This window comes from Marinobacter sp. ST-43 (assembly GCF_030541085.1).
GTDB classification, from domain to species: domain Bacteria; phylum Pseudomonadota; class Gammaproteobacteria; order Pseudomonadales; family Oleiphilaceae; genus Marinobacter; species Marinobacter nauticus.
Window position 1 is genome coordinate 74,714 of the sequence record NZ_JASSVO010000009.1, and the last position, 17,033, is coordinate 91,746.

The 17,033-nt window shown below is 55.8% G+C and carries 28 protein-coding genes; 1 reads left to right on the forward strand and 27 read right to left on the reverse strand.

Annotated features, from left to right (window positions below):
• Positions 1-14: 14 nt before the first annotated feature.
• Positions 15-1,385 carry an MFS transporter gene (locus QPL98_RS12510; RefSeq protein ID WP_153741279.1) on the reverse strand — a complete coding sequence of 457 codons (1,371 nt, stop codon included), beginning with the start codon at positions 1,383-1,385 and terminating at the stop codon, positions 15-17.
• 164 nt (positions 1,386-1,549) lie between these two features.
• On the opposite strand from QPL98_RS12510, the gene uvrA reads away from it, so the two are divergent.
• The gene (uvrA, locus tag QPL98_RS12515; RefSeq protein WP_303293365.1) at positions 1,550-4,372 is read left to right on the forward strand and encodes an excinuclease ABC subunit UvrA; all 2,823 of its coding nucleotides are present in this window, start codon (positions 1,550-1,552) and stop codon (positions 4,370-4,372) included.
• A gap of 71 nt (positions 4,373-4,443) precedes the next feature.
• On the opposite strand, the gene rplQ is transcribed toward uvrA, so the two are convergent.
• The 26 genes from rplQ to rplD form a co-directional block, all read right to left on the reverse strand.
• The gene (gene rplQ / locus QPL98_RS12520; protein ID WP_022992024.1) at positions 4,444-4,842 is read right to left on the reverse strand and encodes a 50S ribosomal protein L17; all 399 of its coding nucleotides are present in this window, start codon (positions 4,840-4,842) and stop codon (positions 4,444-4,446) included.
• Positions 4,843-4,875: 33 nt separating this feature from the next.
• Positions 4,876-5,880, reverse strand: a complete 1,005-nt coding sequence (gene rpoA / locus QPL98_RS12525; protein WP_008174911.1) for a DNA-directed RNA polymerase subunit alpha — start codon at positions 5,878-5,880, stop codon at positions 4,876-4,878.
• A gap of 35 nt (positions 5,881-5,915) precedes the next feature.
• The gene (gene rpsD, locus QPL98_RS12530; protein WP_014420494.1) at positions 5,916-6,536 is read right to left on the reverse strand and encodes a 30S ribosomal protein S4; all 621 of its coding nucleotides are present in this window, start codon (positions 6,534-6,536) and stop codon (positions 5,916-5,918) included.
• An 18-nt stretch (positions 6,537-6,554) separates the two neighbouring features.
• Positions 6,555-6,944, reverse strand: coding sequence for a 30S ribosomal protein S11 (gene rpsK / locus QPL98_RS12535; RefSeq protein WP_007153992.1), 390 nt, complete (start codon positions 6,942-6,944; stop codon positions 6,555-6,557).
• Between the two features lie 13 nt (positions 6,945-6,957).
• The gene (rpsM, locus tag QPL98_RS12540) at positions 6,958-7,314 is read right to left on the reverse strand and encodes a 30S ribosomal protein S13 (RefSeq protein WP_011784262.1); all 357 of its coding nucleotides are present in this window, start codon (positions 7,312-7,314) and stop codon (positions 6,958-6,960) included.
• Positions 7,315-7,456: 142 nt separating this feature from the next.
• Entirely contained in the window at positions 7,457-7,570 is a 114-nt protein-coding gene (gene rpmJ, locus QPL98_RS12545; protein ID WP_008174902.1) for a 50S ribosomal protein L36, read from the reverse strand.
• Between the two features lie 33 nt (positions 7,571-7,603).
• Positions 7,604-8,926: a preprotein translocase subunit SecY gene (secY, locus tag QPL98_RS12550; protein ID WP_011784261.1), complete on the reverse strand. Its 1,323-nt coding sequence runs from the start codon at positions 8,924-8,926 to the stop codon at positions 7,604-7,606.
• A 17-nt stretch (positions 8,927-8,943) separates the two neighbouring features.
• Positions 8,944-9,378: a 50S ribosomal protein L15 gene (gene rplO / locus QPL98_RS12555; RefSeq protein WP_011784260.1), complete on the reverse strand. Its 435-nt coding sequence runs from the start codon at positions 9,376-9,378 to the stop codon at positions 8,944-8,946.
• Between the two features lies 1 nt (position 9,379).
• Positions 9,380-9,568: a 50S ribosomal protein L30 gene (gene rpmD, locus QPL98_RS12560; protein ID WP_008174894.1), complete on the reverse strand. Its 189-nt coding sequence runs from the start codon at positions 9,566-9,568 to the stop codon at positions 9,380-9,382.
• A gap of 4 nt (positions 9,569-9,572) precedes the next feature.
• Complete coding sequence (rpsE, locus tag QPL98_RS12565; RefSeq protein ID WP_023010932.1) at positions 9,573-10,073, reverse strand: 30S ribosomal protein S5; 501 nt, start codon at positions 10,071-10,073, stop codon at positions 9,573-9,575.
• A 12-nt stretch (positions 10,074-10,085) separates the two neighbouring features.
• Positions 10,086-10,433, reverse strand: a complete 348-nt coding sequence (gene rplR / locus QPL98_RS12570) for a 50S ribosomal protein L18 (RefSeq protein WP_011784258.1) — start codon at positions 10,431-10,433, stop codon at positions 10,086-10,088.
• 9 nt (positions 10,434-10,442) lie between these two features.
• Complete coding sequence (rplF, locus tag QPL98_RS12575; protein ID WP_011784257.1) at positions 10,443-10,976, reverse strand: 50S ribosomal protein L6; 534 nt, start codon at positions 10,974-10,976, stop codon at positions 10,443-10,445.
• A gap of 9 nt (positions 10,977-10,985) precedes the next feature.
• Complete coding sequence (gene rpsH, locus QPL98_RS12580) at positions 10,986-11,378, reverse strand: 30S ribosomal protein S8 (RefSeq protein ID WP_011784256.1); 393 nt, start codon at positions 11,376-11,378, stop codon at positions 10,986-10,988.
• Between the two features lie 88 nt (positions 11,379-11,466).
• Positions 11,467-11,772 carry a 30S ribosomal protein S14 gene (rpsN, locus tag QPL98_RS12585; RefSeq protein WP_011784255.1) on the reverse strand — a complete coding sequence of 102 codons (306 nt, stop codon included), beginning with the start codon at positions 11,770-11,772 and terminating at the stop codon, positions 11,467-11,469.
• A 12-nt stretch (positions 11,773-11,784) separates the two neighbouring features.
• The gene (rplE, locus tag QPL98_RS12590; RefSeq protein ID WP_011784254.1) at positions 11,785-12,324 is read right to left on the reverse strand and encodes a 50S ribosomal protein L5; all 540 of its coding nucleotides are present in this window, start codon (positions 12,322-12,324) and stop codon (positions 11,785-11,787) included.
• Between the two features lie 15 nt (positions 12,325-12,339).
• Positions 12,340-12,660 (reverse strand): 50S ribosomal protein L24, encoded by a 321-nt coding sequence (gene rplX, locus QPL98_RS12595; RefSeq protein ID WP_011784253.1) that lies wholly within the window; start codon positions 12,658-12,660, stop codon positions 12,340-12,342.
• A 17-nt stretch (positions 12,661-12,677) separates the two neighbouring features.
• Positions 12,678-13,046 (reverse strand): 50S ribosomal protein L14, encoded by a 369-nt coding sequence (gene rplN / locus QPL98_RS12600; protein WP_011784252.1) that lies wholly within the window; start codon positions 13,044-13,046, stop codon positions 12,678-12,680.
• A gap of 18 nt (positions 13,047-13,064) precedes the next feature.
• Positions 13,065-13,331, reverse strand: a complete 267-nt coding sequence (gene rpsQ, locus QPL98_RS12605) for a 30S ribosomal protein S17 (protein WP_011784251.1) — start codon at positions 13,329-13,331, stop codon at positions 13,065-13,067.
• A gap of 1 nt (position 13,332) precedes the next feature.
• The gene (gene rpmC / locus QPL98_RS12610; protein WP_008174877.1) at positions 13,333-13,524 is read right to left on the reverse strand and encodes a 50S ribosomal protein L29; all 192 of its coding nucleotides are present in this window, start codon (positions 13,522-13,524) and stop codon (positions 13,333-13,335) included.
• On the reverse strand, positions 13,524-13,937 hold the full coding sequence (rplP, locus tag QPL98_RS12615) for a 50S ribosomal protein L16 (protein ID WP_011784250.1): 414 nt from the start codon (positions 13,935-13,937) through the stop codon (positions 13,524-13,526). Before rplP ends, rpmC begins: the two co-directional genes overlap by 1 nt.
• Positions 13,938-13,949: 12 nt before the next feature.
• Positions 13,950-14,633, reverse strand: a complete 684-nt coding sequence (gene rpsC / locus QPL98_RS12620; protein ID WP_011784249.1) for a 30S ribosomal protein S3 — start codon at positions 14,631-14,633, stop codon at positions 13,950-13,952.
• An 11-nt stretch (positions 14,634-14,644) separates the two neighbouring features.
• Entirely contained in the window at positions 14,645-14,977 is a 333-nt protein-coding gene (gene rplV, locus QPL98_RS12625) for a 50S ribosomal protein L22 (RefSeq protein WP_008940674.1), read from the reverse strand.
• A gap of 16 nt (positions 14,978-14,993) precedes the next feature.
• On the reverse strand, positions 14,994-15,269 hold the full coding sequence (gene rpsS, locus QPL98_RS12630) for a 30S ribosomal protein S19 (protein WP_007154011.1): 276 nt from the start codon (positions 15,267-15,269) through the stop codon (positions 14,994-14,996).
• Positions 15,270-15,292: 23 nt separating this feature from the next.
• Entirely contained in the window at positions 15,293-16,120 is an 828-nt protein-coding gene (gene rplB, locus QPL98_RS12635; protein WP_011784248.1) for a 50S ribosomal protein L2, read from the reverse strand.
• Positions 16,121-16,137: 17 nt separating this feature from the next.
• Positions 16,138-16,431 carry a 50S ribosomal protein L23 gene (gene rplW / locus QPL98_RS12640; RefSeq protein WP_008174862.1) on the reverse strand — a complete coding sequence of 98 codons (294 nt, stop codon included), beginning with the start codon at positions 16,429-16,431 and terminating at the stop codon, positions 16,138-16,140.
• Positions 16,428-17,033, reverse strand: coding sequence for a 50S ribosomal protein L4 (gene rplD, locus QPL98_RS12645; RefSeq protein ID WP_011784247.1), 606 nt, complete (start codon positions 17,031-17,033; stop codon positions 16,428-16,430). Before rplD ends, rplW begins: the two co-directional genes overlap by 4 nt.

The window sequence follows — 17,033 nt, forward strand, 5'->3', positions numbered from 1 at the left end:
CCAGCATCCTGTGTTTAAGTACTCTTACCCTGCCGGACAAAGTCAAAGTCCGCAAGCTGATCTTCCCGAAAATGCTGACGATCCACCTTCAGGTAGGCTGTCGATGCATTTTCAACAATCACAACGTCCTTCACGCCCGGCAGCCTCCGTAGCTGACGGTCCACGTCGTCAAAGGTATTTTCCAGTGCACCCCTCAGCTCCAGAACCAGGCTGGTCGTGTAGCTCGGGGCCGGCATGGTCAAGGCTGCCAGCAGCCACACCAGGAGGCACCCTGCCATCAACCAGAGCACTCCCTCCACGCCAGCGCTCTGCAGCAGATAACCTCCCAAAGCCCCACCCAGAAAAGCACCAAAAAACTGGGAGGTGGAATAAACCCCCATGGCCGTTCCCTTACTGGCAGCCGGAGCCTCTTTACTGATTAACGAAGGCAGACTGGCTTCCAGAAGATTGAACGCCATAAAGAAGAAAAATAGCACACCCCAGGCCGCCCAGAGACTGGCATTCACCTGGGTCAGCGTTGCTGTTGCCGCTGTCAGCAAGGCAATGGCCATGCACAGTATCGGCTTCATTTTGCGTTTCTTTTCGCCAATGATGATAAAGGGCACCATGGCAAAGAAAGAAAGCACCATCACACTCAAATAGAACCACCAGTGGGAGCTGCTGGCCAATCCCAACTGATCCTGAAGCATGGTCGGAAAGACCAGGAACAGGGCCGTCAGAACCAGGTGCAGCACAAAGATCCCGAAGTCGAGCCGCAGCAGGCGGCCATCGGCCAGAACGCGCCCGACCATTTCGCGGGCAGGATGGGTATCGGCGCTGACTTTATGGGTATGTGGCGTAGGCACCACCCTGGCGACCACAACAAGGGCCAACAGAGCCATCACTGCCGTCACGTAGAAGATGCCAGACAAGCCCCAGGCCGCGCCCAGCAACGGGCCCAGCACCAGCGACACGGAAAACGACAGGCCAATGGAAATGCCCACCGTGGCCATGGCCTTGGTGCGCTCTTCCTCTCGGGTGAGGTCTGACAGCAGTGCCATCAATACACTGGCGATGGCACCGGCGCCTTGAAGAATCCGACCGGCGATCACAACGTATATTGAGTCGGTCGACGCGGCCAGCAGGCTCCCGCTGGCAAACAGAATAAGCCCCAGGTAGATCATCTTCTTGCGGCCAACCCGATCCGACAACAGGCCGAAGGGGATCTGAAGCAGCGCCTGACTCAGGCCGTAAGCACCAATCGCCAGGCCCAATAGCGCCGGCGTCGCACCGTGCAGGTCCGTACCCAGCAGCACAAACACGGGCATGACCATAAACAGGCCCAGCATACGCATGGCGTATACCGAAGCCAGAGCCACAACTGAGCGTTTTTCGAGCGCGTTCATGCCTACCCGTGCGGTTTGAATGAATGGTGAGCGGCCGGTAACCGCAGGCGGCGAATTGTACCAGAACCACCCCGGCGACGGGACACCCGCACAGCGGGCCGTACCCCACTTAGCCGGAACGACACGAAACCGATATACTGGCAGTTTTTACCAAGCGAGGTGTTATGGACCATATCCAGATCAAGGGCGCACGCACCCACAACCTGAAAAACATCGACCTGGATATGCCAAGGGACAAACTGATCGTCATTACCGGTCTGTCCGGCTCCGGCAAATCCTCACTGGCGTTCGATACACTCTACGCCGAAGGCCAGCGCCGGTATGTCGAGTCACTATCCACCTACGCCCGGCAGTTCCTCTCGATGATGGAAAAGCCCGATGTGGATCATATTGAAGGCCTGTCGCCGGCCATCTCCATCGAGCAGAAATCCACCTCCCACAACCCCCGCTCCACCGTGGGAACCATTACTGAGATCTACGACTACCTGAGACTGTTGTTCGCCCGTGCTGGAGAACCACGCTGCCCGGACCACGGCCAGCCGCTGGAAGCCCAGACCGTCAGCCAGATGGTTGACCAGGTTCTCGCCATGCCGGAAGGCAGCAAACTGATGATCCTGGCGCCGGTGATCCGGGATCGCAAAGGTGAACACCTGCAGGTGATCGACACCATGCGCAGCCAGGGCTTCATCCGCCTGCGAGTGGACGGAACGGTGTACGACATCGACGACGTCCCTGCCCTGGACAAGAAACGCAAGCACCAGATTGACGTTGTGGTCGACCGATTCAAGGTCAAGGAAGGGCTGGAACAACGACTGGCCGAAAGCTTTGAAACCGCCCTGGAGCTGGCCGATGGCATTGCCCTGGTGGCGCCCATGAGTGGTGAAGGTGAGGAGCACACCTTCTCGGCACGCTATGCCTGCACCCAGTGCGGTTATTCCCTGAGCGAACTGGAACCTCGCCTGTTTTCATTCAACAACCCGGCCGGCGCCTGCCCCACCTGCGACGGCCTTGGAGTGCGCCAGTTCTTTGATGCCGAAAAGGTAATCCAGAGCCCGGAAGCGACCCTGGCATCAGGCGCCATCAAGGGCTGGGACCGCCGCGCCGTCTACTACTTCCAGATGCTGACCAGTGTTGCCGAACACTACGGCATTGACCTGGAAACGCCTTGGGAAGAGCTGCCTGAAAGCTTCCAGCAGGTGCTCCTGTATGGCTCCGGAGATGAGGACATCCCCTTCCGCTATGTTAACTCCCGCGGCCACATTATGGAAAAGGCCCACCCGTTCGAGGGCATACTGCCCAACCTGGAACGCCGTTACCGCGAGACGGAATCCCAGAGCATGCGTGAGGAACTGGCTCGCAACCTGAGTACACAGCCCTGTAAAGATTGCGGCGGTTCGCGCCTGCGTCGCAGTGCCCGTCACGTCTTTATCGAAGAGCGAAACCTTCCGGAAATTACCCACCTGCCCGTGGGCGATGCCCATCGCTACTTCAGCACTCTCGCGCTGCCCGGACGCAAAGGTGAGATCGCCGAGAAAATCCTGAAAGAAGTGCGGGAGCGGCTGCAGTTTCTGGTCAACGTGGGCCTCGAGTATTTAACTCTCGAACGCAGCGCAGACACCCTTTCAGGCGGCGAGGCGCAGCGCATCCGCTTGGCCAGCCAGATAGGCGCAGGCCTGGTGGGCGTGATGTACATTCTGGACGAGCCGTCCATCGGCCTGCACCAGCGGGACAACGACCGACTGCTCGCCACCCTCACCCACCTAAGGGATCTGGGCAACACGGTGATCGTGGTGGAACACGACGAAGATGCCATCCGGGCGGCCGACTATGTGATCGACATTGGCCCGGGCGCAGGCGTCCACGGCGGAGAGATTGTCGCGCGGGGCACCCCGGAGGAAATCATCGCCAACCCGGCGTCAATGACTGGCCAGTATCTCAGTGGCGAAAAAGAGATCTCGGTACCGCAAGCGCGAAACAAGGGTAATGGCAAGAAGCTGGTACTGACCGGCGCCTCTGGCAACAATCTCCGGGACGTAACGCTCACGCTGCCGCTAGGCGTGATGACCTGCGTTACCGGGGTATCGGGCTCAGGCAAATCAACTCTGATTAACAGCACCCTCTACCCGGTCGCGGCCGCCAAACTGAACAAAGCGACCAGCCTCAATCATGCGCCCTACAAAAGCCTGAAAGGACTTGATCAGCTCGACAAGGTGATCGACATTGACCAGAGCCCTATCGGACGGACACCTAGGTCTAACCCCGCCACTTACACCGGCCTGTTTACCCCCATCAGGGAACTCTTCGCCGGCACTCAGGAGGCACGCTCACGCGGCTACAAACCTGGCCGCTTCTCCTTCAACGTGAAGGGCGGCCGGTGCGAGGCTTGCCAGGGCGATGGTGTCATCAAAGTCGAAATGCACTTCCTGCCAGACGTCTATGTGCCCTGCGACATCTGTAAGGGCAAACGCTACAACCGGGAAACCCTTGAGGTTCGGTATAAAGGCAAAAACATCCACGAGGTGCTGGAAATGACCGTTGAGGAGGGCCGCGAGTTTTTTGACGCCGTCCCCTTCATCGCCAGAAAACTGCAAACGCTGATCGACGTGGGCCTGTCTTACATTCGTTTGGGCCAGAGCGCAGTGACCCTCTCGGGGGGCGAAGCACAGCGGGTCAAACTGGCTAAGGAGCTGTCCAAACGGGACACAGGCAAAACCCTGTACATTCTGGACGAGCCCACCACCGGCCTGCACTTCTACGATATCCAGCAACTTTTGAACGTGCTAGAGCGCTTGCGCGATCACGGCAATACCATCGTTGTCATTGAGCACAACCTGGACGTCATCAAGACCGCAGACTGGATTGTCGACCTCGGCCCGGAAGGTGGGTCCGGTGGCGGACAGATTATTGCTGAAGGAACGCCCGAGGAAGTGGCCGCCAATCCGGCGTCGCACACCGGACGCTACCTCAAACCGATGCTCACCAAATAGCCCGCCGGAACGGCGGGCACAAAAAAACCGGGAACCTCGCGGAACCCGGTTTTTTATGGACTCAGAAGAACTTACTCTTCGTCGTCGTCCATCTCTTCAGCTTCGATGTCCAGAGGACGGCCGACCAGCTCAACGAATGCCATAGGGGCATTATCGCCAGCACGGAAACCGCACTTCAGAATACGAAGGTAACCACCCGGACGCTCGCTGTAACGGGGACCCAGCTCATCAAACAGCTTGGCTACCGCAGCATCGTTACGCAGGCGAGAGAACGCCAGACGACGATTTGCTACCGAATCATTCTTTGCGAGCGTGATCAACGGCTCAGCTACCCGACGCAGCTCTTTGGCTTTCGGGAGCGTCGTTTTGATCAGCTCGTGCTCAACCAGTGACGCAGTCATGTTACGGAACATGGCCTTGCGATGCGCACTGGTCCTGTTGAACTTACGACCACTCTTACGATGACGCATTGCTCTGATTCCTTACCTTAAACTAATCGGCGATCAACCGCCCAGAACCCGGTCATCACCACGAAGGCTTGCCGGCGGCCAGTTATCAAGACGCATACCCAGAGACAGACCACGGGACGCTAGAACGTCCTTGATCTCGGTCAGCGACTTTTTGCCAAGATTAGGCGTCTTCAGCAGCTCAACTTCAGTGCGCTGGATCAGATCGCCGATATAGTAAATGTTTTCAGCCTTCAAGCAGTTAGCTGAACGTACAGTCAACTCCAGATCATCGACCGGGCGCAGCAGAATCGGATCAATTTCTTCCTCTTCCTCTACACGCTCTGGCTCTTTCTCATGATCGAAATCGACGAACACAGCCAGCTGCTGCTGGAGAATGGTAGCGGCCCGGCGAATCGCTTCTTCCGGATCGATGGTACCGTTGGTCTCCAGATCAATAACCAGCTTGTCCAGGTCTGTACGCTGCTCAACCCGAGCGCTCTCGACGGCATAAGCCACACGACGAACCGGGCTGAACGTTGCATCCAGCTGCAAGCGTCCGATGGCACGAGTTTCGTCTTCGTCCAGACCACGCTGATCAGCCGGCTCGTAGCCACGGCCACGTGCCACGCGCAAGCGCATGTTCACTTCGCCGTTTTCGCTCAAGTGACAGATCACGTGCTCCGGGTTCGCGATTTCCACATCGTGGTCCAGCTTGATATCGCCGGCAGTCACCACGCCCGGACCTTTCTTGCTGAGGGTAAGCTCAGCATCGTCACGACCGTTCATCTTTACGGCAACGCCCTTGAGATTCAGCAGAATCTCGATGACGTCTTCCTGGACACCTTCAATGGCACTGTACTCGTGCAGGACACCGTCGATCTGTGCTTCAGTCACGGCGCAGCCCGGCATCGAAGACAGAAGAATACGACGCAGCGCGCTGCCCAGGGTGTGCCCGAAACCGCGCTCGAGCGGCTCCAGGGTCACCTTGGCGCGCGTGGCGCTGGATTCTTTCACGTCAATGGTACGAGGTGTCAATAACTCATGTACTGAACGCTGCATAGACGCCCCTATCTGCTATCGTTGCTAACTGGGCTTTACTTGGAGTAAAGCTCGACGATGAGGTTCTCGTTGATGTCGGCCGGCAGTTCAGTACGCTCAGGTACTGACTTGTAAACGCCGGACATCTTGTTGGCGTCAACCTCTACCCAGCTTACCGGTGCACGGCTTGAAGCCAGATCCAGCGCGCCTTTAACACGCAGCTGATTCTTGGCCTTCTCGCGCACGCTCACAACGTCGCCCGGCTTGACCTGATAGGACGGGATGTTAACCGGCTTATCATTGACCAGGATCGCCTTGTGAGAGACGAGCTGACGGGCTTCTGCACGGGTAGAACCAAAACCCATGCGATATACAACGTTATCGAGCCGGCCTTCCAGCAGTTGCAGCAGGTTTTCACCAGTTGCACCTTTGCCTCGGGCAGCCTCTTTGTAATAGTTGCGGAACTGCTTTTCGAGAACGCCGTAGATACGACGAACTTTCTGTTTTTCACGAAGCTGAACGCCGTACTCGGACAGACGACCGCGACGCGCGCCGTGCATACCCGGCGGAGTCTCGATGTTGCACTTGGAATCGAGCGCGCGAACGCCGCTCTTCAGAAAAAGATCTGTCCCTTCACGACGAGACAGCTTGCACTTCGGGCCTATATAACGAGCCATATTTCACTGTCTCCTGTGTTAGACGCGGCGCTTCTTGGGCGGACGACAGCCGTTGTGGGGAATCGGCGTCACATCAGTGATGTTGGTGATCTTGTAGCCACACGCATTCAGCGCGCGAACTGCAGATTCACGTCCGGGCCCAGGACCCTTAACCTCTACGTCCAGGTTTTTAAGGCCGTATTCAGCAGCCGCATTACCGGCTCTTTCAGCTGCTACCTGCGCAGCAAAAGGTGTACTCTTACGTGAGCCGCGGAAACCGGAACCACCAGAAGTGGCCCAGGACAGGACGTTGCCCTGACGGTCCGAAATGGTCACGATGGTGTTGTTGAAGGACGCGTGAATGTGCGCGACGCCATCAACAACCGTCTTTTTCACCTTTTTACGGGTACGTGTACCTGGCTTTGCCATGTTTGCCTACCTGTTACTTACGAATAGGTTTGCGAGGACCTTTACGGGTGCGGGCGTTGGTCTTGGTGCGCTGGCCACGGACCGGAAGGCCATGACGATGACGCAGACCACGGAAGCAACCGAGATCCTTCAAACGCTTGATGTTCATCTGTACTTCACGACGCAGATCGCCTTCGACGGTAAACTTGCCCACTTCAGTACGAAGTGCTTCAAGCTGCTCGTCGCTCAGGTCTTTGACCTTGGCGTCCGGCTTAACGCCGGTTGCATCGCAAAGCTTCTGGGCTGTTGTCTTGCCAACACCGAAGATGTAGGTCAGCGAGATAACAGCATGTTTGTTATCGGGTATATTGACACCGGCTATACGTGCCATCCAAATTACTCCGCGTTCAAAGCTTTGCTGTGTGAATTTTCCGCCACAAAAAGGGCGCGAAATAATAGCGCCTGACCCACCTGTGAGTCAAGCGCCACTATTCCGAACCCCTTTTACAATGTCAGTGCTTATCCGTAACGGATCAGCCCTGGCGCTGCTTGTGACGAGGCTCCGAGCAGATGACTCGAACTGAGCCATTGCGTCGAATTACTTTGCAGTTACGGCAAATTTTCTTTACCGAAGCGCGTACTTTCATTGTCGACTCCAGTTTTCAAGGGGAACGACTTGTTCAGCCGTTCCGTCCATAGCCCTTGAGATTGGATTTCTTCATCAGCGATTCATACTGGTGAGACATCAGGTGCGACTGAACCTGAGCCATGAAATCCATCACCACGACTACAACAATCAGCAGAGAGGTACCTCCAAGATAGAAAGGCACATTCCCGGCCACCATCAGGAACTGAGGGAACAGGGACACTGCTGCAATATACATAGCACCGAACAGAGTCAAACGGGTCAGCACACCATCGATGTACTTGGCCGTCTGTTCGCCGGGGCGAATACCGGGGATAAACGCGCCGGAACGCTTGAGGTTATCCGCAACTTCCTTGGGGTTGTACATCAGCGCTGTATAGAAGTAGCAGAAGAAGATAACTGCTGCTGCGAACAGGATAATATACAACGGCTGGCTCGGTGCCAATGCCTGGGAGATATCGCTCAGCCACTCCATACCTTCGCCCTGACCGAACCACTGCCCCAGAGAAGCCGGGAACAGCAGAATCGAAGAGGCAAAGATCGGCGGAATGACGCCGGCCATATTCACCTTAAGCGGCAGGTGGCTGGACTGCTGGGCAAACACCCGACGCCCCTGCTGCCGTTTGGCATAGTTGATGGTCAAACGCCGCTGGCCACGCTCCATGAAGACCACGAAACCGACAACAGCAATCGCCAGAACACCAATTCCGAGAACAACCAGCAAGCTCATTTCACCGTTACGAGCCTGCTCCAGAGTCTGGCCAATGGCGCCAGGAAGACCGGCAACAATACCCGCGAAGATCAGCAGCGAAATACCGTTACCGATACCTCTTTCGGTGATCTGCTCACCAAGCCACATCATGAAGACCGCACCGCAGACAAAAGACACAACCGCCACAAAGTGGAAGCTGAAGCTGTCATTAAAGGTAACGCCCTGTGATGCCAGACCCACAGAAATACCAAAGCCCTGAACCAGGGCCAGGATAACCGTACCATACCGCGTATACTGGCTGATCTTGCGACGACCAGCCTCGCCTTCTTTCTTAAGCTGCTCAAGCTGCGGACTAACCGCAGTCATGAGCTGCATGATAATAGAAGCCGAAATGTACGGCATGATACCGAGTGCGAAGATACTCATGCGCTCAAGCGCACCACCGGAGAACATGTTGAACAGACTCAGGATGGTTCCCTGGTTCTGATCAAACAGTGCCGCCAGCCGATCCGGGTTGATACCGGGAACCGGAATGTGGGCACCGATCCGGTACACCAGCAGCGCCAGAAACACGAACCAGAGCCGCGAGCGCAGCTCTGCAAATCCTTTTCCGGCGCCCGCAGGCAATGATGCTGTCTTGGCCATTTAGTCCTCGACTCGTCTTAGTCTTCGACTTTACCACCCGCGGCGGTAATCGCTTCGCGTGCGCCCTTGGTGACTCGAAGGCCTTTCACGGTTACCGCACGGTCCAGCTCGCCGGACAGGATAACCTTGGCCTCGCGAATTTCTTCGCGAATGATGTCAGCCTTTTTCAGGGCCGCCAGATCCACCACGTCGCCTTCAACCTTGGCCAGCTCGTTCAGGCGGATTTCCGCCACGTAACGCTGCTGACGCGAGGTGAAACCGAACTTAGGCAGACGACGGGCCAAAGGCTGCTGACCACCCTCGAAACCAGGGGCAACGGAGCCACCGGAACGGGATTTCAGACCTTTATGACCACGACCGCCGGTTTTGCCGAGACCGCTACCGATACCACGGCCGACACGCTTGGCGGACGGACGTGAACCGGGTTCCGGAGCAAGTTCGTTCAGACGCATCTTAGTTCTCCTCAACCCGAACCAGGTAATTTACCCGGTTGATCATGCCGCGAATGGAAGGAGTATCTTCCACTTCCACGGTGTGACCGATTTTACGAAGACCCAGGCCCTTGACGCACAGCTTGTGCTTGGGCTGACAGCCGATCGGGCTGCGGGTCAGAGTTACTTTGATCGTTTTTGCGTTCGCCATGACTTCAACCCAGAATATCTTCCACGGATTTACCGCGCTTGGCTGCAACGTCTTCAGGCGCCTTCATGGCCTGCAGACCCTTGATGGTGGAACGTACTACGTTCACCGGGTTGGTGGACCCGTAACACTTGGACAGTACGTTCTGCACACCGGCCACCTCGAGTACGGCGCGCATCGCACCGCCGGCAATGATACCGGTACCCTCAGAAGCAGGCTGCATGTAGACCTTGGAACCACCGTGCTGCGCCCGAACCGGGTACTGCAGGGTAGTGCCGTCCAACGCTACGTCTACCATGTTTTTGCGTGCAGCTTCCATGGCCTTCTGGATGGCAACCGGAACTTCCCGGGCCTTGCCACGACCGAAACCAACGCGACCTTTACCATCACCCACTACAGTCAGTGCAGTGAAGGCAAAGATGCGGCCGCCTTTAACTACCTTGGCGACGCGATTGACCTGAACCAGCTTCTCCTGGAGCTCAGGCGCCTTCTGTTCGTTAACGCTCATCTTCTCCACCTCTTAGAATTGCAAGCCAGCTTCACGGGCAGCGTCGGCAAGAGCCTGAACACGACCGTGATAACGGTAACCTGAGCGGTCAAAAGCGACCTTCTCAATGCCTGCTGCCTTGGCGCGCTCAGCAATCAGCTGACCGACCTTCTTGGCAGCGTCCACGTTACCGGTTGCACCCTGGCGCAGCTCCTTATCCAACGTGGAGGCAGTGGCAAGCACTTTGCTGCCATCTGCAGTCGTAACCTGGGCGTACATATGACGCGGTGTACGGTGCACGCACAAACGGTCAGTACCCAGCTCACGGATCTTCATGCGCACTTTGCGCGCGCGACGCAGTCTTTCGTTATTTGCGCTCATAGTCCCGCCTTATTTCTTCTTGGCTTCTTTGCGTCTGACCTGCTCATCCGCATAACGCACACCCTTGCCCTTATACGGCTCGGGCGGACGGAACGCGCGGATTTCCGCAGCGACCTGGCCAACCTGTTGCTTGTCGATACCGCGAATCACAACTTCCGTATTGGACGGAGTTTCAGCGGTAACACCCTCGGGCAGCTCATACTCGACCGGGTGGGAAAAACCCAGTGTCAGGTTGAGCTTCTTACCTTGCGCCTGCGCACGGTAACCTACGCCCGTCAGCTGCAGCTTACGCTCCCAGCCTGTGGATACGCCGGTAACCATATTGTTAACCAGCGCACGAGTAGTACCAGCAAGAGCGCGGGACTGTTTTGCACCATCGCGGGCCGCAAAACGCAGGACATTTTCTTCCTGCTTTACTTCAACCGCCTGGTGAATGGTGAACTGAAGCGCTCCTTTGGAACCCTTCACATTGATTTCCTGTCCGTTCAGCTTAACCTCAACACCGGAAGGCAGCACGACAGGATTATTGGCAACCCTGGACATGTGTATCTCCTAGAATACGGTGCAGATGACTTCGCCACCCACGCCTGCAGCTCGTGCGGCGCGGTCTGTCATAACGCCCCTGGACGTTGAGACAATCGCGACTCCCAGACCACCGGCTACTTTCGGCAGTTCCCCGGCGCCTTTGTACTGGCGCAGACTCGGACGGCTGACCCGCTGAATCTCTTCAATAACCGGCTTGCCACCGAAGTATTTCAGAGTGATGGTCAGTTCGGGCTTCGCGTCAGCTGAAACAGAAAAATCTGCTACGTAGCCTTCGTCCTTGAGGACCTGGGCTACTGAGACCTTCATTTTTGAAGATGGCATCGTTACGTCAGCTTTGGACGCCATCTGGGCATTACGGATACGGGTAAACATATCCGCAAGCGTGTCTTGCATACTCATTGGTATGAGGCTCCTGATCTTTTTAGTTGTGCAGCGGCTTGCCGCACCGCTTACCAACAGGCACCTGACCGAAGTCAGGCGGCCTATCTTACCAGCTTGCCTTGGTCAGGCCCGGAACGTCACCGCGCATGCCGTATTCACGGAGTTTGATCCGTGACAGCTCGAACTTGCGCAGAACGCCGTGGGGACGACCAGTCACCTGGCAACGATTCCGAAGACGCGAAGGAGATGAATCACGCGGAAGCTGCTGGAGCTTCATCTGTGCATCCCAACGGTCATCATCGCTGGTATTCGGGTTTTTGATAATCGCCTTGAGCTCGGCGCGCTTGGCAGCATACTTTGCTACCAGTTTTTCGCGCTTTTGCTCACGGTTTTTCATTGAAACCTTCGCCATGTCACTCGTTCCTTATTTCTTGAACGGAAAGCCAAAGGCTTTCAACAGTTCGCGACCTTCGTCGTCGGTACCGGCAGTGGTGGTGATGGTGATATCCAACCCGCGGATCTTGTCGACTTTGTCGTACTCGATCTCCGGGAAGATGATCTGCTCACGCACACCCATGCTGTAGTTACCGCGACCGTCGAAGGATTTCGGGTTCAGACCGCGGAAGTCACGAATGCGGGGAACCGCAATGTGCACCAGACGATCAAAGAAATCCCACATGCGCTCACCGCGCAGGGTCACTTTACAGCCAATCGGCCAACCTTCACGGATTTTGAAGCCCGCGACGGATTTACGCGCTTTGGTAACAACCACTTTTTGACCTGCCAGGCGCTCAAGATCTGCCACGGCATTTTCAATCAGTTTCTTGTCACCAACCGCTTCGCCAACACCCATGTTCAGGGTGATTTTCTCGATACGCGGCACCTGCATCACGTTCTTGTAACCGAACTCTTTCTGCAGGGCGGGTACCACTTCCTTAGTGTACTGCTCTTTCATGTTAAGCATCGTAACCACCACCGCTTACTGGTTATCGACAGCTTCGTTCGTGGACTTGAAGATCCGCACTTTGGTGCCGTCTTCCTTGATCTGGAAGCCAACACGATCGGCTTTGCCGGTCTGCGGATTAAAAATAGCCACGTTGGAAGCCTGGATAGGCGCTTCTTTTTCGACGATACCGCCCGGGGTGCCAAGCATCGGGTTCGGCTTTGTGTGCTTCTTCATCATATTGATGCCAGAAACAAGCACGCGACCGTCGTCCAGAACTTTCAGGACTTTACCACGTTTGTCTTTATCTTTCCCCGTGGTGACGATTACTTCGTCATCTCGTTTGATCTTTTTCATAACCGGCCTCTGGTCCTTTAAAGTACTTCGGGTGCCAGTGAGATAATCTTCATGAACTTCTCGTTACGCAGTTCACGGGTAACCGGTCCGAAGATACGGGTACCAATGGGAGCGTCCTGATTGTTCAGAAGTACCGCCGCGTTACCGTCAAAACGGATCAGAGAACCGTCCGGACGACGCACACCCTTACGGGTACGTACTACAACAGCCTTCAGGACCTGGCCTTTTTTCACCTTGCCGCGGGGGATGGCTTCCTTGACGGTTACCTTGATGATATCCCCAACGGTTGCATAACGCCGGTGAGATCCGCCCAGGACCTTGATGCACATAACCTGACGTGCACCACTGTTATCCGCGACTTCAAGCATTGTTTGAGTCTGAATCATGGTTGTTCTCCGGGCGAATTACACCTTGGCAGCGCGTTCGGTAACTTCCACCAGGGCCCAGCTCTTGGTCTTGGAGACCGGACGGGTTTCCTGGATGGTTACGGTGTCACCAATGTTGCACTGATTGCTTTCATCGTGTGCATGAATCTTGGTTGAACGCTTCATGTACTTACCGTACAGCGGGTGTTTAACCTGACGCTCAACCAGGACCACGATGGACTTGTCCATCTTGTTGCTCACGACCTTGCCGCTCAGAGTTCTGGCAGTTTGGGTAGCTTCGGTCATGTCACTGTCCTGCCTTTTCGTTCAATACTGTTTTCACGCGAGCGATATCGCGCTTCACCTTGCCGAGAAGGTGAGACTGATTCAGCTGACCTGTCGCCTTGCGCATGCGCAGGTTGAACTGCTCCTTCAGGAGGTCGATCAGCTCTTTGTTCAGCTCCTCGACTGACTTTTCACGCAGCTCTGTTGCTTTCATCACATCACCGTCCTCTTAACAAAGGTGGTCTGTACCGGCAGTTTGGCGGCAGCCAGAGTGAAAGCTTCGCGTGCGATTTCTTCCGCGACACCTTCCATCTCGTACAACATGCGGCCTGGCTGAATCTCAGCCACCCAATACTCGACAGAACCTTTACCTTTACCCATACGTACTTCCAGCGGCTTACCGGTGATCGGCTTATCCGGGAATACGCGGATCCAGATCTTACCGCCCCGCTTGATGCGGCGAGTCATGGTACGACGCGCTGCCTCAATCTGGCGCGCAGTTATACGCCCACGGCTGGTCGCCTTCAATCCGTATTCACCGAAGCTCACCTTGTTTGCGCGCTGAGCAAGACCGGTGTTACGGCCTTTCATTACCTTGCGGAATTTGGTGCGTTTTGGTTGCAGCATAAGAGTGCCCCTTTACTTAGAACCTTTCTTCCCAGAGGCTTTCTTGTCAGCACGGACCTGCTCCATACCACCAAGAATCTCACCTTTGAAGATCCATACCTTTACGCCGATAACGCCGTAAGTGGTGTGCGCTTCATAGGTTGCATAATCAATATCTGCACGCAGTGTGTGCAGAGGTACACGACCTTCGCGATACCACTCGGAACGTGCGATTTCAGCACCCCCAAGACGACCGCCAACCTGAATCTTGATACCCTTGGCTCCCTGACGCATGGCGTTTTGAACCGCACGCTTCATAGCGCGACGGAACATCACACGACGCTCCAGCTGGCCGGCAACGTTTTGCGCTACCAGGCGGGCATCCAGGTCCGGCTTGCGGACTTCTTCGATGTTGATGTGCACAGGCACACCCATCATGTCGCTGACTTCGCGACGCAGACGGTCAACATCTTCACCCTTCTTACCGATAACAATACCGGGGCGGGCGGTATGGATCGTGATCCGGGCGTTCTGAGCAGGGCGCTCGATCACGATCTTGCTGACAGACGCCTTAACCAGACGCTTGTCCAGGAATTCGCGAACCTGAATATCATTCAGAAGATTCTTCGCGTAGTCCTTTTTGTCGGCGTACCACACTGAGTTGTGCTCTTTGATCACACCCAGGCGAATGCCGGTTGGATTTACTTTATGACCCATCTGAGCATCTCCTACTTGTCGGCGACCTTGACGGTGATATGACAGGTGCGCTTGAAAATACGGTCAGCGCGCCCCTTGGCTCGAGCTTTGATTCGCTTGAGCGTTGGGCCCTCATCCACCATCACGGTGGAAACCCGCAGATCATCTACGTCCAGACCTTCGTTGTGCTCAGCGTTGGCAATGGCGGATTCAAGAGCTTTCTTGATCACAACCGCTGCCTTCTTAGGGCTGAAAGTCAGAATGTTCAGGGCGTCCTCAACAGCCTTGCCGCGTACTTGGTCAGCGACAAGACGTGCTTTCTGAGCTGAGAGGCGAGCGCCCTTGTACTTGGCTGCTACTTCCATTTCTATTACCTCAGAATCAGCGTTTAGCTTTCTTGTCGGCCGCATGACCACGATAAGTACGCGTTGCCGCGAACTCACCCAGCTTATGTCCAACCATATCTTCGGTGACATAAACCGGCACGTGCTGCTTGCCGTTGTGGACTGCAATGGTCAGGCCTACCATCTCCGGGAAGACTGTTGACCGGCGGGACCAGGTTTTAATGGGCCGCTTGTCATTTGCTTCCAGAGCTGCCTCGACCTTCTTCAACAGATGCAGGTCTATAAAAGGACCTTTCTTCAAAGAACGTGGCACAGCAATTACCTCTATGTAGTCGTTTACTTGGCCGAACGACGACGTACTATCATCTTGTCAGTACGCTTGTTCTTACGAGTCTTATGCCCTTTGGTCGGAACACCCCACGGAGTAACCGGGTGACGTCCGCCAGAGGTACGCCCTTCACCACCACCATGCGGGTGGTCAACTGGGTTCATAGCAACACCACGTACTGTTGGCCGTTTGCCGCGCCAACGTGATGCACCCGCTTTACCAAGCTGCTTGAGGCTATGCTCACTGTTGGACACTTCGCCCAGAGTGGCACGGCAATCTACAAGCACCTTACGCATTTCACCTGAACGCAGGCGGATGGTGGCATACGCCCCTTCCCGAGCAACCAGCTGTACGGATGCGCCCGCAGAGCGAGCCAGCTGTGCACCTTTGCCAGGCTTGAGTTCGACGCAGTGGATTACGGAACCGACCGGAATGTTCCGGAGCGGCAGCGTGGAGCCCACCTTGATCGGCGCGTCGACGCCGGAGCGCACAGGATCACCAGCCTTCATACCTTTGGGAGCGATAATGTAACGACGCTCGCCATCGGCATATTTGACCAGTGCAATGTGCGCAGAGCGGTTAGGATCGTATTCCAGGCGCTCAATGACCGCCGGGATACCATCTTTGGTCCGCTTGAAGTCGATAACACGGTAGTGCTGCTTATGACCACCACCAATGTGACGAGTAGTAATGCGGCCAACATTGTTACGGCCACCAGACTTACTCTTTGTTTCTACCAACGGCTCGTAAGGACGTCCTTTGTGCAGATCCGGGTTGTAAAGTTTTACAACGTGACGGCGTCCGGCAGATGTTGGCTTGGTTTTGACGATCGGCATATTACGACCCCTTTACCTTATTCCACATCCAGAAAATCGATGTCCTGACCTTCTGCCAGCTTGACGTAAGCCTTACGAATGTCATTACGCTTGCCGAACCCGCGGATAGTGCGCTTGAGCTTACCCTTACGGTTCAGAACCTGAACACCTTCGACGGTGACGTTGAACAGTTGCTCAACGGCTTTCTTGATCTCGGGCTTGGTCGCATCAGGCGCTACACGAAACACCACCTGACCACGCTCTGCCGCCAGAGACGCTTTTTCTGATACGTGCGGCCCTAACAGGACCTTGTAAATACGTTCCTGATTCATCCCAGCATCTCCTCGATCTTCTTCAGAGCGGGAACAGTCACCACGACTTTCTCGAAGGCAACCAGGCTGACCGGATCCAGACCTGCCACATCGCGAACGTCCACATGAGGAACGTTGCGGGAAGCCAGGTGCAGATTCTGCTCAACATTCTCAGACAGGATCAGGGCGTTGGACACACCCAGATCGCTCAGCTTGGCAGTGAAGGCCTTGGTCTTGGGTGTATCGACATTCATGTCGTCAACCACAACCAGACGCTCCTGGCGTACCAGCTCGGAGAAAATGGAACGCATCGCCGCACGGTACATCTTGCGGTTAACCTTTTGCTCGAAGTCACGGGGCTTGGCAGCAAAGGTTACGCCGCCTGAACGCCAGATCGGGCTACGAATGGTACCAGCACGGGCACGACCAGTACCCTTCTGACGCCATGGCTTCTTGCCACCACCACTGACTTCGGAACGTGTCTTCTGGGCCTTGGTACCCTGACGGCCAGCTGCCATGTAAGCAGTAACCACCTGATGCACCAGAGCTTCGTTAAAATCTTTGGCAAACGCAGCGTCGGAAACAGAAATCCCCTTGCCGCTACCAGTAATTGTCAATTCCAT

What these genes read in the sequence shown, in the direction of transcription:
- QPL98_RS12510 (WP_153741279.1), bottom strand. Translation starts at nt 1,385, where the DNA reads ATGAACGCGCTCGAAAAACGCTCAGTTGTGGCTCTGGCTTCGGTATAC.
- uvrA (WP_303293365.1), top strand. Translation starts at nt 1,550, where the DNA reads ATGGACCATATCCAGATCAAGGGCGCACGCACCCACAACCTGAAAAAC.
- rplQ (WP_022992024.1), bottom strand. Translation starts at nt 4,842, where the DNA reads ATGCGTCATCGTAAGAGTGGTCGTAAGTTCAACAGGACCAGTGCGCAT.
- rpoA (WP_008174911.1), bottom strand. Translation starts at nt 5,880, where the DNA reads ATGCAGCGTTCAGTACATGAGTTATTGACACCTCGTACCATTGACGTG.
- rpsD (WP_014420494.1), bottom strand. Translation starts at nt 6,536, where the DNA reads ATGGCTCGTTATATAGGCCCGAAGTGCAAGCTGTCTCGTCGTGAAGGG.
- rpsK (WP_007153992.1), bottom strand. Translation starts at nt 6,944, where the DNA reads ATGGCAAAGCCAGGTACACGTACCCGTAAAAAGGTGAAAAAGACGGTT.
- rpsM (WP_011784262.1), bottom strand. Translation starts at nt 7,314, where the DNA reads ATGGCACGTATAGCCGGTGTCAATATACCCGATAACAAACATGCTGTT.
- rpmJ (WP_008174902.1), bottom strand. Translation starts at nt 7,570, where the DNA reads ATGAAAGTACGCGCTTCGGTAAAGAAAATTTGCCGTAACTGCAAAGTA.
- secY (WP_011784261.1), bottom strand. Translation starts at nt 8,926, where the DNA reads ATGGCCAAGACAGCATCATTGCCTGCGGGCGCCGGAAAAGGATTTGCA.
- rplO (WP_011784260.1), bottom strand. Translation starts at nt 9,378, where the DNA reads ATGCGTCTGAACGAACTTGCTCCGGAACCCGGTTCACGTCCGTCCGCC.
- rpmD (WP_008174894.1), bottom strand. Translation starts at nt 9,568, where the DNA reads ATGGCGAACGCAAAAACGATCAAAGTAACTCTGACCCGCAGCCCGATC.
- rpsE (WP_023010932.1), bottom strand. Translation starts at nt 10,073, where the DNA reads ATGAGCGTTAACGAACAGAAGGCGCCTGAGCTCCAGGAGAAGCTGGTT.
- rplR (WP_011784258.1), bottom strand. Translation starts at nt 10,433, where the DNA reads ATGAGCGCAAATAACGAAAGACTGCGTCGCGCGCGCAAAGTGCGCATG.
- rplF (WP_011784257.1), bottom strand. Translation starts at nt 10,976, where the DNA reads ATGTCCAGGGTTGCCAATAATCCTGTCGTGCTGCCTTCCGGTGTTGAG.
- rpsH (WP_011784256.1), bottom strand. Translation starts at nt 11,378, where the DNA reads ATGAGTATGCAAGACACGCTTGCGGATATGTTTACCCGTATCCGTAAT.
- rpsN (WP_011784255.1), bottom strand. Translation starts at nt 11,772, where the DNA reads ATGGCGAAGGTTTCAATGAAAAACCGTGAGCAAAAGCGCGAAAAACTG.
- rplE (WP_011784254.1), bottom strand. Translation starts at nt 12,324, where the DNA reads ATGCTTAACATGAAAGAGCAGTACACTAAGGAAGTGGTACCCGCCCTG.
- rplX (WP_011784253.1), bottom strand. Translation starts at nt 12,660, where the DNA reads ATGAAAAAGATCAAACGAGATGACGAAGTAATCGTCACCACGGGGAAA.
- rplN (WP_011784252.1), bottom strand. Translation starts at nt 13,046, where the DNA reads ATGATTCAGACTCAAACAATGCTTGAAGTCGCGGATAACAGTGGTGCA.
- rpsQ (WP_011784251.1), bottom strand. Translation starts at nt 13,331, where the DNA reads ATGACCGAAGCTACCCAAACTGCCAGAACTCTGAGCGGCAAGGTCGTG.
- rpmC (WP_008174877.1), bottom strand. Translation starts at nt 13,524, where the DNA reads ATGAAAGCAACAGAGCTGCGTGAAAAGTCAGTCGAGGAGCTGAACAAA.
- rplP (WP_011784250.1), bottom strand. Translation starts at nt 13,937, where the DNA reads ATGCTGCAACCAAAACGCACCAAATTCCGCAAGGTAATGAAAGGCCGT.
- rpsC (WP_011784249.1), bottom strand. Translation starts at nt 14,633, where the DNA reads ATGGGTCATAAAGTAAATCCAACCGGCATTCGCCTGGGTGTGATCAAA.
- rplV (WP_008940674.1), bottom strand. Translation starts at nt 14,977, where the DNA reads ATGGAAGTAGCAGCCAAGTACAAGGGCGCTCGCCTCTCAGCTCAGAAA.
- rplB (WP_011784248.1), bottom strand. Translation starts at nt 16,120, where the DNA reads ATGCCGATCGTCAAAACCAAGCCAACATCTGCCGGACGCCGTCACGTT.
- rplW (WP_008174862.1), bottom strand. Translation starts at nt 16,431, where the DNA reads ATGAATCAGGAACGTATTTACAAGGTCCTGTTAGGGCCGCACGTATCA.
- rplD (WP_011784247.1), bottom strand. Translation starts at nt 17,033, where the DNA reads ATGGAATTGACAATTACTGGTAGCGGCAAGGGGATTTCTGTTTCCGAC.